Origin of the sequence: Arthrobacter sp. NPDC056691, assembly GCF_042791415.1 — a bacterium.
Taxonomy (GTDB): domain Bacteria; phylum Actinomycetota; class Actinomycetes; order Actinomycetales; family Micrococcaceae; genus Arthrobacter.
Window position 1 is genome coordinate 1 of record NZ_JBHTXX010000058.1, and the last position, 13,226, is coordinate 13,226.

Sequence of the window (13,226 nt, forward strand, 5' to 3'; positions counted from 1 at the left end):
CGGGGTGTCGCCGATGTCGCGGGACACGTGTCGTGTATCAGCTGTCGTGCATGTCCCGGGACATGTGTCGCCTATGTCCTGAGATCACACACCTCATCTGCCACATTTGAAAAGACCTCCGGAACCTAGTGGTTCCGGAGGTCTTTTGCTTTCCTCGATTTCCGTCGAAGGCCGGGCCTAGTGGGAGGCCAGGCCTGGCGGGAAACCGGGCAGCCAAGCCAGAGGCGACTACGGCGCAGGGTCGCGCCGCAGCTCGGCGATCTCGCGCCGGAGGGCGGCAACCTCGGCGGCCAGTTCACCTACCTCCGTCAGCACCGGCAGCTCTGCCGATTCAGCCGCGGCCACCGTTGTTTCCTCGACCCGTTGGACCAGCCACGAGGCAATGGAGGCCGTCACCACGCCCAGAACGGCGATGCCGCTCATCATCAGCGCCGCCGCCACAACACGGCCCAGCGCAGTGACCGGGTACATGTCGCCGTAGCCCACGGTGGTGATGGTGGCGACGGCCCACCACAGGGCGTCGCCGAAGGTGAGGATCTTGGCATCGGGAGCCGACTGTTCGACGTCGAGCACGGCCAGGGCACCAACGAACACCAGCAGGGCAGCGGAAGCGGCCACGTAGGTGACAACCCTGCCACGCAGAGTTTCGCCCACCGTCCGGTGAAGCACCGACAGGAGGGTCACCAGGCGGAGCAGCCGCAGCGGGCGGAAGAACGGCAGGGCGACGATCAGCAGTTCGTGCAGATTGCGGAGAAACCAGCGGCTGCGGTCTTCGGCCAGCCACAGGTTGGCCGCATAGTCCAGCGCGAAAATGCCCCAGGTGATCCACAGGGTGGCCTCGAGCCACTCGGCTCCCCGGCCTTCCATCCTGCCGATCACCTGCCACGCGTATGCCGCCAGGAACACGATGGCCGTCCCCATCAGCGGCCATTCGGCAAGGTCCCGATAGCGTTGCTGCGTCATGGCCACGATCTTACGGGCGGAGGCGCGCGGCTGGGTCCTGCCCGGCCGGGATTTCCGTGGTGGTCCCGGCCGGACTATGTACCCCGTTTTGGTGCCCCTTCAGTTCAGCGCGATGACCAGCATCTGGGTGGTACCCGGAATACAGGTTTGCAGGACCGCCCGGGGGAACCCGCCGAACACCGCAGCGACGTCGTTGGTGGTGCCGGGGTTCGGCACCTGGCTCCGGGCCGAGACCCGGTAGGAGCCGTAGCCCGGGATGTCGACGCGTTCACCGACGCTGATTCCGGAGAACCGGGCCCAGCCACCGCAGAAGTCGTGCTCGGTGATGAAGAGCGAGTACCCGTCGGTGGGCGTGAAGTGGATGGGGCCGATGCAGCTGTCCACCATCGCCTGGCCGCCGGCGCCGGCCACGTAGATGGTCCGCACAGCCGGAGTCGGTGCAGGAACCTGTGCGGGTGCCTGTGCCGCAGCGGGAGCCTGCACCTGCGCCGGAGCGGCGACGGCGGGTCCGCTGAGCCTGAGCACCTGGCCCGGAACAATGACCGAGCCGGGCCCAAGGCCGTTGGCGGCAAGCACGCCGCTGGTGCTGACGTTGTAGCGTCCCGCAATGGAACTCACGGTGTCGCCGGCAACCACCCTGTAGGTGGCGGGCCGAGGCGCGGGGGCCGGCGCAACCCTTCGGACGGTTGCTGTTTTCGCGGCCGGCGCTTTCGCCCGGGCTTTGGCTGCTGCCGCCTTGACCGGCGTCTTCGTTGCTGGCTTGGCAGCTGTCTTCGCGGGTGCTTTTGTGTGTGCGCTGGCGTCGGGTGCCGCCGCCAGCGCCTTGGCCGGCGTACTGGTGGCCGGCGCCGCGGCCGCTGTCTCTGCTGCCGGCCAACTCTCAGGGGCTGGCTGTTCGACGGCGGCAGGTTGGCTGACAGCGGCAGCCGGGCTCCCGCCGTCGGACGCTACGAGCGCGCCGACGCCCGCCGCGGCCGCCAACAAAGCAGCGGACACGGCAGCGGAAATGAGCAGCAGCCGGGCGGCGGGCCTCCCGGCCAGCGGGCGATGCCGGGCGGTCGGGGTTGGCCTGCTGAAGCTCGGCGGTGCTAATGGCTGCGGATCGTTCCCGTGGCCAGGGGTGTTCTGGGGATCTGGCGTCTCCTGATGGTTCATGGCGGACCTTTGTTTCGTGCGCAGGCGGTGTCCGGATGCGCGGCGTACGGTGACGCGCAGACACAGGAGGCGCTCGGGCCCAAGGGCGGAAGCACGGCATATGGGGCGCATGACCGCTATTCATGAGTGATGCACGCCCGCGAACGTGCCGGCCCCAGCCTTCTTCGAGTGTAGGAAGCACTGCGCAGCCGCTGCACGAGTAGGGAATACCTGTTTTTCCGGTAGTGGGCACTTGGTTTCCCGCAGGTGCTCTGTGCGAGGAAGGCCCGCGGCGTCTGGGCCTGCGTGGCACACGCGGCGGGCGCGGAATATTCCCGGTGACGCGGGGAGCGAACAAGGCGCCGGGCCGCGGGACTTACGGGCATGGCTCGCGTACGGTTGAATAATGGCTACCGTTGACATCACAGGTGAACAGTTCGCATCGACCATCGAGGGCAACGACATTGTCCTGGTGGACTTCTGGGCTGAATGGTGCGGCCCGTGCCGCCAGTTCGCCCCCACGTACTCCGCGGTTTCGGAAAAGCACCCGGACGTCGTTTTCGCGAAAGTGGACACCGAAGCCGAGCAGCAGCTGGCGGCGGAGGCGGGCATCTCCTCGATCCCCACGCTGATGGCGTTCCGTGAGAAGGTGCTGGTCTTCTCGCAGCCGGGCGCGCTGGCCGCCCCGCAGCTCGAGCAGGTCATTGACGCCGTTAAGGCGCTCGACATGGAGGAAGTCCACGCCCATGTGGCCCGCTCCCAGGCCGAGGCTTCCGCTGCTGCGGGCAACAGCAGCACGGCCGCAGGGCCCCAGGACGGCTCGCAGATCCCCGACTTCTAAGCGCTCAATTTAAGGCAACGTGGGCCCCGGCCTGCAGGGAATCCTGCGGGCGGGGGCCCACGTTCTTTGGTGCGGCGGAGCAGCTAGAGGCGCTCCACCCGGGTGGGCTCGGCGAGCAGCGCGCTGAGGGACTCGTTCAGGTCCTGGAGCGCAATGCCCTTCGAATGCGCGTCAAGAGCCTCTTCCGACTCCCACCGCTCGGTCAGGACCAGCTTCTCCTCAGTCGCCTCGGTGAGCTCGTACCGGAGGCAGCCGGGCTCATTGACTACCTCGTCAATGGCGATTTCGAGGGCGAGCTTCACGCGGAAGAACTCGCCGTCGTTGGGGATGAACGTGGCCTGCAGGTCGATGGGTGCACTCATGGATTTCACAATACCGGCCCGTAACGGCATGCCCGGACCGGTTACGCCACACGGTCCGGCCGTGCTGCTTCTCTAGCACCGGACCAGTTGATAGCGTGCCATCATGCGCGCTTACACCGCCGGGGACGCAGACGTCCCCCTGCTCGAGGAAACCATCGGCCAGAACTTTGAGCGCGTGGTGGCGCGGTTCCCGCTGCATGACGCGCTGATCGAGGCCGCCCCCGTGCCCGGGGCCGACGCCCGCCGCTGGAGCTACACCAAACTGAACGACGACGTCGACCGCCTGGCCCGCGCGCTCCTCGCCCTGGGTGTCACCAAAGGGGAACGGATCGGGATCTGGAGCCCGAACTGCGCGGAATGGACCATCCTGCAGTACGCCACGGCGAAGATCGGGGCGGTCCTGGTCAACGTGAATCCGTCCTACCGGAGCCATGAGCTGGAGTTCGTGGTGAACCAGAACGGCATGCGGACGCTGGTTGCGGCGCCGTCGGACCGGAACAGCGACTACGTGGGCATGGCACGCCAGGTGCTCGCCGGGTGCCCCGATCTGCGTGAGCTCGTGTTCCTGCCGGACTTCGAATTGGAAGGGCTCGACGCCGGCGTCCCCCTGGGCGAGCAGGAGCTGACGTACGCTGAGCTGCTCAGGCGGGCTGACGCCGTCGGGCATTCCGAACTCAAGGACCGTATGGCGGCCCTTGATCCGCACGATCCGATCAACCTGCAGTACACCTCCGGGACGACGGGTTTCCCCAAGGGTGCCACGCTGACGCACCACAACATCCTCAACAACGGGTACTCCATCGGCGAGCTGCTGGGCTACACCGAACACGACCGGGTGGTGATTCCGGTGCCGTTCTACCACTGCTTCGGAATGGTGATCGGCAACCTGAACGCGCTGAGCCACGGCGCAGCGACGATCATCCCGGGGCGCGGGTTCACGCCGGCCGCCGCGCTGGAGGCGGTGCAGGATTTCGGCGGGACCTCCCTGTACGGGGTGCCCACCATGTTCATCGCCGAACTCGCGCTGCCCGATTTCGCCTCGTACGACCTCGCCACGCTCCGCACCGGGGTGATGGCCGGCTCGCTGTGCCCGATCGAGGTGATGAACCGGGTGATTTCCGAGATGAACATGCAGGACGTGGCCATCTGCTACGGCATGACCGAGACGTCGCCGGTGTCCACCATGACCCGCGACGGGGACACGCTGCAGCAGCGGACGGAAACCGTTGGGCGCACCATGCCGCGGCTGGAAAGCAAGATCGTGGACCCTCTCGGGGAAGTGGTGGAGCGCGGCGAGATCGGCGAACTGTGCACCCGCGGCTACGCCGTCATGCAGGGGTACTGGAACCAGCCCGACAAGACGGCCGAGGCCATCGATGCCGACGGCTGGATGCACACCGGCGACCTGGCCCGCATGGACGGCGACGGGTACGTGGTGATCGAGGGCCGGATGAAGGACATGGTGATCCGTGGCGGCGAAAACATCTACCCGCGTGAGATCGAGGAGTTCCTCTACACACATCCGTCCATCCAGGACGTGCAGGTGATCGGGGTGCCGGACGCCAGATACGGCGAGGAACTGATGGCCTGCATCATCCTCAAGCCCGGGGCCGAACCGGTGGATGCGGCGGCGGTTGCCGAGTTCTGCCGCGGAAAGCTGGCGCACTACAAGGTGCCCCGCTACGTCGACGTCCGCGACAGCTTCCCCATGACGGTGTCCGGGAAGATCCGCAAGGTGGAGATGCGCGAGGAAGCCGTCGCCCGGCTGGGTCTCTGACGCTGGCCCTAGCGCGAACGTACAGTTGCGGCCCGCGGGGTGGGCGCGAACGAACAGTTGGGGCCCAGGCGCGCGGGGCTTAAGTGTACGTTCGCGCTTGGTCTGGGGGTCAGTGGGCGCGGTGGTCCTGGATGGTCATCCGCGGGCCGAACGTCGGTTTCCGGAAGCCGCTTAGGCCGAGCATGCGGACCACCCGCTGGCGGTGCCCCGTCCACGGTTCCAGCAGGGCCAGCATGCCGGCGTCGTCCGTCCGCCGTCCGGTCAGCGCCGCGCCAACATATGCCGCCAGGTGGTAATCACCCACCGCGATGGAGTCGGGGCAGCCGTGCGTCCGCTGCACCACTTCGGCGGCCGTCCACACCCCGATCCCCGGGATGCTCTGCATCTTGGCGGCTGCCTCCGCCGCGGGGAGGGAAGCCAGCCGTTCAAGCGCGACGGCGGATCGCAGGGCGCGCATGACAGTCGCCGACCGCTGCGGGCCGACTCCCGCCTTGTGCCATTCCCAGGACGGAATGCGGAGCCACGCCTCGGCGGTGGGCCGGACCAGCAACCCGACAGGCGCAACGGTGCCGGTGCCGGGGGCGGGCGTTCCGTGCCGGTACATCAGGTAGCGGAAACCCCGCCGCGCCTCGATGACGGTGACCTTCTGCTCCAAAATGGTGGGCACGAGGGAATCAACCATCCGCCCGGTGGACGGGAGCCGGACGTCCGGGTTCCGTCGCCGGGCCTCACGGACCATGTGGGGCAGTGACGATGCGAAGGAAGGCTCGTCGAAAGCGGACCAGTCGTCGTCTGCGCCCAGGAGCCGGGGAAGGCCCGCGAGGGCAGCGCCTGAGCCGGGGCCCCAGGCCAGGGCATCGACGTAGGGGCCGCTGCTGCTGTCCCGCCCCAATCCTGCCGCGCCGTCCACGGTGAGCCGCAGCGTCACCGGGCCATCCGGCGTCGTGAACGCCATCCACAGCCCGTCCGGCCGCGAGGCGAAGGAGGGGTCACCGTTGCCGCGCATCAGGATGCCCAGGGTGCGGTGCACGTCATACGGTCCGCCCGGATGCCACCTGAGGGACGCATCCGCCGCGGTTGCCAGCCGGGCGGGGGCGTCAGCAATGGTCATATCAACATCGTCCCACGCCGCACCGACAAACTTGCCGCCCTACCCGCCGGGAGGGTTTTGCCAGGCCCTTATCCTTCGCGCCCGGCAGGACTACAATCCGTGTGTGGCGCGGGCGGGCCGTGTCCTTCCTTCGAGTTGTAGGTGATCGCAATGGGTGGAGTGGTGCATTTCGAAATCCCCGCGGACGACCAGGACCGCGCGAGAAACTTCTACAATCAGGCCCTCGGCTGGCGGATCGATCCCATGCCGGAGATGGACTACAACGTAGTGATCACCACGCCGATGGATGAAAAGACCGGCAGGCCCACCGAGCCGGGTGCGATCAACGGCGGCATGATGGCCAGGGCCGGGGAACTGACCACGCCCGTCATCACGGTGGACGTTGAGGACATCGACGCGACGCTGAAAACTGTCGAGCAGCTGGGCGGTTCCGTGGTGAAGGCCAAGGAGACCATTCCGGGCATGGGCCACTACGCCTACTTCAAGGACACCGAGGGCAACATCCTGGGGCTCTGGGAGAACCTGCCGGCCGGGGAAGCCGGAGGCACGGAGGGATAAAGGCCGGCCTACTCCTCGCCGAAGCGGCCGCGGGCTTCCACCGGGATCAGCGGTTTCTGGGCGCGGATCCTTAGCTCCTGCACGGCCCACGTGTTGCCGTCAGGATCGCTGAATCCGAAGAACGTTCCGCCGTCGCGCTCGTCGAAGACGGTGATTTCGCTGGCTTCCACGCCGCGGCTGAGCAGTTCGTCGCGCGCGGCCCGGGCATCCGCCACCACCAGCTGCAGGCCGCGCATGGAGCCCGGCGCCATCTCGTTCTGCGAGGGCAGGTCTCCGATGACGATCGAACACCCCGAACCGGGAGGCGTCAGCCGGACCACATGCATGTGCTCGTTCTGCGTGTCGTGGTCAAGGTTGAAACCGACCTTGTCCCGATAGAACTCCACGGCCCGGCCGATGTCGCTCACGGGCAGCACAACCACTTCGAGGGTCCAGTCCAAGGCACGGTTCCTTTCAACAGCATTGAGACTCAATGACACTGAGCTTGCCCTGCCCGGGCACGCCTTGGCTAGTGCTTCGGGAACGGCAAATAGGCCGTCAAGGCATTCCGTTGCCCAGCCAGAGCGCCAGGACTGCCAGGGGAAGGGCAAGGACGACGGCGACCAAGCCGGCCACCGCGAAGCCGCCCCAACGCACCCGCAGGTTGAGGCTCTGCAGCCGCTCGTGCCAGAGCAGCGTGGCGAGCGACGCCCAGGGAGAAATGAGCGGTCCCAGGTTCACTCCGATCAAAAGTGCGCCCAGCCGTAGCGGCGATCCGGCCACCGGTTCCAGGGCCAGGTAGGCCGGGAGGTTGTTGGCGACATTGGCGGAACCGGCGCCCAGCGCCGCGAGTCGCAGCAGGTCAGGGAACGTCTCGCCGGTTCCGGCCGCGGGTGCCAGAGCCTCGGTGAGGCCATGCGAGTGCAGGGTCTCAACCACCATGAACAGCCCCGCGGTCAGCATCAGCGGTCGCCAGGGCAGCATCGACCAGCGCAGGGCTGACGGCCGCCGCCACAGGAACATGGCCACCAGGAACCCCGCGGCTGCAGTGGCAGGAACCGCCACAGCAATCCCCGAAACCAGCGCCGGAAGCAGCACGAGCAGCGTGCCGGCCGAGGCCCGCAGCAGCGTCCGGTCGCCGGCAGGGTGAACCGGCTGCGGCCCGTAGCGGCCAGTCAGGTCCCGGTGGAACGCGAGCCAGAGCAGCAGCGCAGGCACCAGGACGCCGACGGCGGCAGGCGCCCACATCAGCCTGGCGAATCCCAGCGGGCTCAGGGCCATGTTCGACTGCGCCAGCAGGTTCGTCAGGTTGGAGACCGGCAGGAACAGCGACGCGGTGTTGGCCAGCCACACGGTACTCAGGGCGAAGGGCAGGGGCGGGATCCTGGCATGGACGGCGAGCAGCACCACCACGGGGGTCACCAGCACCGCCGTGGTATCGAGCGACAGAAAAGCCGTGGCGACGGAGGACAACGCAAGCACAAAGAGCCACAGCAGGAAGACCCGGCCCCGGCCCAGCGCCGAAATTCGGTCCGTCACCGCGCGGAACAGCCCCGCATCATCAACGAGTTCCGTGACAACGGTCATCGCCACCACGAAGGCGAGGACCGGCACTGTGCGCCCCGCCAACTCCCCGAACGCGGGCCATGGCAGCAGGCCACCGCCGAGGCAGGCGGCCCCGGCCAGCAGCATGAAGCCCGGCAGCAGGTAGCTCCGCACATTCTTCGGTATTCGGGGGCGCGCCACTGCCCAATCTTCGCACCGAAAGCCGCTGGGACAACCAGCTGGCCCAAGGCGGTAAGTTGGTACCCATGAAGTACGCCCAGTCAGTCCTGGACCTCATCGGCAACACCCCCCTCATCAAGCTGAACCACGTCACGGAAGGCATCAAAGCCACCGTCCTCGTGAAGCTGGAATACGTGAACCCCGGCGGATCCATCAAGGACCGCATCGCGGCGAAGATGGTCGAGGAAGCCGAACGTGACGGCAAGCTCAAGCCCGGCGGCACCATCATCGAACCCACCTCCGGAAACACCGGCGTGGGCCTTGCCCTCGTGGCGCAGCAAAAAGGCTACAAATGCATCTTCGTGGTCCCGGACAAGGTGGGCGAGGACAAGCGCGCCGTGCTCGAGGCCTACGGCGCCGAAGTGGTGGTGACGCCCACCGCCGTCGAACCTGACAGCCCGCAGAGCTACTACGGCGTGTCCGACCGCCTGGTCAGCGAGATCCCCGGCGCGTACAAGCCGGACCAGTTCTCCAACCCCGCGGCGCCGCTGAGCCACTACGAGTCCACCGGCCCCGAAATCTGGCGGGACACCGACGGCAAGGTGACGCACTGCGTCATCGGCGCCGGCACCGGCGGCACCATCACCGGCACCGGCCGCTACCTCAAGGAGGTGTCGGCGGACCGTCCGGAGTCCGACGGCGGCCGGGTCAGGATCATCGGGGCCGACCCCGAAGGCTCTGTCTACTCGGGCGGCACCGGGCGCCCGTACTTCGTGGAAGGCGTGGGCGAGGACATGTGGCCCGCCAACTACGACAAGTCGGTCCCGGACCAGGTCCTCGCCGTGAGCGACGCCGACTCCTTCGCCATGACCCGGCGGCTTGCCCGCGAGGAGGGCCTGCTGGTGGGCGGCTCCTCCGGCATGGCCGTGGTGGCCGCCCTGCGCACCGCCCAGGACCTCCCCGCGGACGCGGTGGTGGTGGTGATCCTGCCCGATTCCGGCCGCGGCTACCTCGCCAAGATCTTCAACGACCAGTGGATGCGTTCCTACGGCTTCCTCTCCGGCGGCGAGGAGGCCTCCGTGGGCGAGGTCATCAAGTCCAAGACGGGCGAACTGCCGGACCTGGTGCACATCCACCCCAACGAGACCGTCCGCGACGTCATCAACATCATGAACGAGTACGGCGTCAGCCACATCCCCGTGCTGTCGGCGGAGCCGCCCGTGGTGATGGGCGAAGTGCTGGGCGCCGTGGATGAACGGAGCCTGACCGCCAAGCTGTTCCGCGGCGAGGCCAGGCTGACGGACAAGATCGCCGAGCACATGGGGGAGAGGCTGCCGGTGATCGGCTCCCTCGAAACCATCTCCGCCGCCCGCGAACTGCTCTCCGACGTCGACACCGTGATGGTGACGTTCGTCGGCGCGCCCATCGGCATCCTGACCCGCCACGACCTCCTCGCCTACCTCAGCAACTGATCAAGGAGCCCCATGTCTGTCTCTGAGAACCAAGGATTCAACACCCGCGCCGTGCACGCCGGCCAGGCCTTCGAGCCGCGCACCGGCGCCGTGGTTCCGCCGCTGCACTTCAGCTCGACCTATGCCCAGGACGGCATCGGCGGGCTGCGGGACGGCTACGAATACGGCCGCGGCGGCAACCCCACCCGCGACGCCCTGCAGGAACAGCTCGCGGCGCTCGAGGGCGGCACCCACGCCTACTCCTTCAGCTCGGGACTCGCGGCAGAGGATTCACTCATCCGCGCCCTGCTGCGGCCGGGCGACCACATCGTGCTCGGCAATGACGCCTACGGCGGCACCTACCGGCTGATCAGCCGCGTGCTGGGCGACTGGGGGATCGGCAACACGCCCGTGGACATGTCCGACCTCGCCGCCGTCCAGGCCGCTGTGTCAGCCAACAAGACCCGCTTCGTCTGGGTGGAAACACCGTCCAACCCGATGATGAAGATCACCGACATCGAGGCGCTCGCCAAGGTGGCGCACGACGCCGGGGCCCTCCTGATCGTCGACAACACCTTCGCGTCGCCCTACCTGCAGACCCCGCTCGGCCTGGGTGCCGACGCCGTGGTCCACTCCACCACCAAGTACATCGGCGGCCACTCCGACGTGGTGGGCGGCGCCGTGGTGGTCAAGGACGCCGGCCTGGCCGAGAAGATCGGCTTCGTGCAGTTCGCCGTGGGCGCCGTCTCCGGTCCCATGGACGCCTTCCTCACCACGCGCGGGCTGAAGACCCTGGGCGTGCGCATGGACCGGCACAGCGACAACGCCCAGGCCGTCGCGGAATGGCTGCTGGAGCGCCCCGAGGTGGAGGCCGTACTCTACCCGGGCCTGCCCTCGCACCCCGGCCACGAGCTGGCCAAGAAGCAGATGAAGAAGTTCGGCGGCATGATCTCGGTGCAGTTCAAGGGCGGCGAGGCTGCTGCACGGAAGGTCGCGGAAAATACGTCCGTCTTCACCCTGGCCGAGTCGCTGGGCGGCATCGAGTCCCTCATGAACTACCCGTCCGAGATGACGCACGCCTCCGTCAAGGGCACCGAGCTTGCCGTCCCCGTAAACCTGATCCGGCTCTCCTGCGGCATCGAGGACGTCGAGGACCTCATCGCCGACCTTGAGCAAGCCTTCACGCACATCCAGTGACGGCCTCCCCGCAGACGCAGGAAGGCGCCGGTTCCCGGCCGGAAACCGACCGCCCGGAGGGCGGCAGCCCGGGCACGGCGCGCCGGGCCGTCCTCGGCTGGCTCGCGACGGCGGGCGGTGCTGCCGCCGTCGTCCTCGCCCTGATGTGGCTGTATGCCGAGTATGCCCCGGTCATGAACGACTTCGAGGTCTACTACTACGGCGGCACCAAGGTGCTGCAGACCGGCGAGGCCGGCATCAGCGAGCTGTACGCGCCCCGGGACGGCCTGCCGTTCACCTATCCGCCGTTTGCCGCGCTGCTGTTCGCCGGCCTGGCCACTCTGAGCCTGGGCCAAAGCGCCCAGCTCTTTATCTGGGCCGCGCTGGGCGGGGCCGCGGTGGTCTCCGCCTGGCTCGCCCGGCACTACTTCGGGATGACCCGCTGGCGCGCTGCCTTTGCGGACTGGCGTTTCCGGACCGTGGCGCTGGCCGGGACCGGGGCCATCGTGCTGCTGGGGCCGTGGCGGGACACCTTCGTGTTCGGGCAGATCAACATCATCCTGATGGGCCTGATCCTGGCCGACTTCGCGCTGCACGGAAAAGCCCGGGCGGGTGAGATCCGGTGGCCTGCGGGCCTGCTGATCGGCGTCGCTGCCGGCATCAAGCTGACGCCGCTGGCGTTCGGGCTGTATTTTCTGGTGCGCCGCGATTTCAGGGCCCTGGGCTGGATGGCCGCCGGTTTCCTCGGCTCCGTCGCCGTGGCCTGGGCCGCCCTGCCCCAGGCGTCCGTGACGTTCTGGACCAGGATCCTGCCCAACACCGGGCGCATCGGCGATCCGGGGTACGTGGACAACCTGTCGCTGAAGGGGCTGCTGCTGCACTCCGGACTGCCGGACTCGGGCTTCACCAGCCTGCTGTGGCTGGTGCTTGCACTGGCCCTGGCCGTACTCACGGCGCTGGTGATCAGGTGGGCGGTGGCCGTGGAGGAAAACTTCGTGGCGGTGTCCGCGACCGCTGTGCTCATGCTCCTGGTCAGCCCAGTCTCGTGGTCCCATCACTGGGTGTGGATCGCGGTGGCGCTGCCGTCCATGGCCTTCGCCATGCACCGCGTTCCCTCCCGGACCGGCCTGATGCGGCTGGGCGGATGGCTGGTGGTGGCTGCCTCGGCCGTGGCCTTCTACCTCGCACCCAAGGACCTCGCGATGGCGGCCGGCGCTGAGGTGTGGGGCGTGAACCCGCGGACGCAGTGGCCGCTCATGGCCTCGAGCCTGGGCGTGGTGTGTGGCGTGGCGCTGCTGGTGTACTGGGCCGCCGCCTACCGGCCCTCGCGGACAGGGATCCGTCCGCGCCCCTAGCCAGCTCCTCGTCGAGGTGGCACTTCACGGCAGTGTTTCCGCGGAACACTGCCGTGAACTGCCATCTCGATTCGCCCAGGCGCGACGGCTAGCTTTCTTCAAGAAAGTTAGATATGGTCGCAGCATGGCTCTCCGTTCTGACTGGTCCCAGCGCAACTGCAGCATGGCCCGCGGCCTGGATATTTTCGGCGACCCCTGGGGCATGCTGGTCCTCCGCGAGGTCTTCTTCGGCAATGGCCGCTTCGACGCGATGAAGACGCGCCTCCAGGTGGCTGACTCCGTCCTCACCCGGCGGCTTGCCTCCCTTGTGGAGTCCGGCCTGCTGGTAAAACAGCCCTACGACGACGGCGGCCGCACCCGCCACGAGTATGTCCTCACCGGCAAAGGTGAGGACGCCCTGCCGGTCCTCAACGCCGTCGTCCTCTGGTCCGAAAAGCATCTGCAGGCGCCGTCCGAGCAGGCCCACATGTACATCGTCCACGCAACGTGCGGCCAGCGGACGGCGTCCGCGGACACCTGCACGGAATGCGGGGAACGGCTTACGGCCGAGAACACCAGCTGGCACAGCCTGACGCGCAGCAGCGCACCGCTCCCGCTGGCCACGGCACCCCGGCACCCCGACAAAACGACCAACCGCGTACAAAGCGGCGGAGAAGAAGGAACAGCCGCATGACTACCCCCGAGGACCCCGGAGTTTTCGTCCAGATACGCAGGTTGTCAAGCTGTGTGGAGTCACTGGGCTGGTTGTTTGGTTGTTTCGGGTAGGTTGATTCCGGCGTGGCTGGGTGGGGCTG

The 13,226-nt window shown here is 67.8% G+C and carries 13 protein-coding genes; 7 read left to right on the forward strand and 6 right to left on the reverse strand.

What is annotated here, in order from left to right:
* Positions 1 to 228: 228 nt before the first annotated feature.
* Positions 229 to 963, reverse strand: a complete 735-nt coding sequence (locus tag ACFRAU_RS25725; RefSeq protein WP_377998116.1) for a potassium channel family protein — start codon at positions 961 to 963, stop codon at positions 229 to 231.
* Between the two features lie 99 nt (positions 964 to 1,062).
* Positions 1,063 to 2,118 carry a LysM peptidoglycan-binding domain-containing protein gene (locus ACFRAU_RS25730; RefSeq protein WP_378001974.1) on the reverse strand — a complete coding sequence of 352 codons (1,056 nt, stop codon included), beginning with the start codon at positions 2,116 to 2,118 and terminating at the stop codon, positions 1,063 to 1,065.
* Between the two features lie 385 nt (positions 2,119 to 2,503).
* Between ACFRAU_RS25730 and ACFRAU_RS25735 the strand changes: the two genes are divergently transcribed.
* Positions 2,504 to 2,938: a thioredoxin family protein gene (locus tag ACFRAU_RS25735; protein ID WP_378001975.1), complete on the forward strand. Its 435-nt coding sequence runs from the start codon at positions 2,504 to 2,506 to the stop codon at positions 2,936 to 2,938.
* Between the two features lie 83 nt (positions 2,939 to 3,021).
* On the opposite strand, the gene ACFRAU_RS25740 is transcribed toward ACFRAU_RS25735, so the two are convergent.
* The gene (locus ACFRAU_RS25740) at positions 3,022 to 3,300 is read right to left on the reverse strand and encodes a putative quinol monooxygenase (RefSeq protein WP_378001976.1); all 279 of its coding nucleotides are present in this window, start codon (positions 3,298 to 3,300) and stop codon (positions 3,022 to 3,024) included.
* 103 nt (positions 3,301 to 3,403) lie between these two features.
* Between ACFRAU_RS25740 and ACFRAU_RS25745 the strand changes: the two genes are divergently transcribed.
* Positions 3,404 to 5,077: an AMP-binding protein gene (locus tag ACFRAU_RS25745; protein ID WP_378001977.1), complete on the forward strand. Its 1,674-nt coding sequence runs from the start codon at positions 3,404 to 3,406 to the stop codon at positions 5,075 to 5,077.
* A gap of 109 nt (positions 5,078 to 5,186) precedes the next feature.
* On the opposite strand, the gene ACFRAU_RS25750 is transcribed toward ACFRAU_RS25745, so the two are convergent.
* Positions 5,187 to 6,188, reverse strand: a complete 1,002-nt coding sequence (locus tag ACFRAU_RS25750; protein WP_378001978.1) for a DNA-3-methyladenine glycosylase family protein — start codon at positions 6,186 to 6,188, stop codon at positions 5,187 to 5,189.
* 150 nt (positions 6,189 to 6,338) lie between these two features.
* Between ACFRAU_RS25750 and ACFRAU_RS25755 the strand changes: the two genes are divergently transcribed.
* Positions 6,339 to 6,746: a VOC family protein gene (locus tag ACFRAU_RS25755; RefSeq protein WP_377997295.1), complete on the forward strand. Its 408-nt coding sequence runs from the start codon at positions 6,339 to 6,341 to the stop codon at positions 6,744 to 6,746.
* A gap of 8 nt (positions 6,747 to 6,754) precedes the next feature.
* On the opposite strand, the gene ACFRAU_RS25760 is transcribed toward ACFRAU_RS25755, so the two are convergent.
* Both ACFRAU_RS25760 and ACFRAU_RS25765 read right to left on the reverse strand, forming a co-directional pair.
* Positions 6,755 to 7,186 carry a VOC family protein gene (locus ACFRAU_RS25760; RefSeq protein ID WP_378001979.1) on the reverse strand — a complete coding sequence of 144 codons (432 nt, stop codon included), beginning with the start codon at positions 7,184 to 7,186 and terminating at the stop codon, positions 6,755 to 6,757.
* 97 nt (positions 7,187 to 7,283) lie between these two features.
* A complete protein-coding gene (locus tag ACFRAU_RS25765; RefSeq protein WP_378001984.1) occupies positions 7,284 to 8,417 on the reverse strand; it encodes an SLC13 family permease in 1,134 nt (377 codons plus the stop codon).
* 119 nt (positions 8,418 to 8,536) lie between these two features.
* Between ACFRAU_RS25765 and ACFRAU_RS25770 the strand changes: the two genes are divergently transcribed.
* The 4 genes from ACFRAU_RS25770 (at position 8,537) to ACFRAU_RS25785 (ending at position 13,105) form a co-directional block, all read left to right on the forward strand.
* Positions 8,537 to 9,922, forward strand: coding sequence for a cystathionine beta-synthase (locus ACFRAU_RS25770; RefSeq protein WP_378001980.1), 1,386 nt, complete (start codon positions 8,537 to 8,539; stop codon positions 9,920 to 9,922).
* 12 nt (positions 9,923 to 9,934) lie between these two features.
* Positions 9,935 to 11,098, forward strand: coding sequence for a cystathionine gamma-synthase (locus ACFRAU_RS25775; RefSeq protein ID WP_378001981.1), 1,164 nt, complete (start codon positions 9,935 to 9,937; stop codon positions 11,096 to 11,098).
* A complete protein-coding gene (locus tag ACFRAU_RS25780) occupies positions 11,095 to 12,432 on the forward strand; it encodes a glycosyltransferase 87 family protein (RefSeq protein WP_378001982.1) in 1,338 nt (445 codons plus the stop codon). The genes ACFRAU_RS25775 and ACFRAU_RS25780 overlap by 4 nt, the downstream gene beginning before the upstream one ends.
* A 124-nt stretch (positions 12,433 to 12,556) precedes the next feature.
* Positions 12,557 to 13,105, forward strand: coding sequence for a winged helix-turn-helix transcriptional regulator (locus ACFRAU_RS25785; protein ID WP_378001983.1), 549 nt, complete (start codon positions 12,557 to 12,559; stop codon positions 13,103 to 13,105).
* Positions 13,106 to 13,226: the final 121 nt, after the last annotated feature.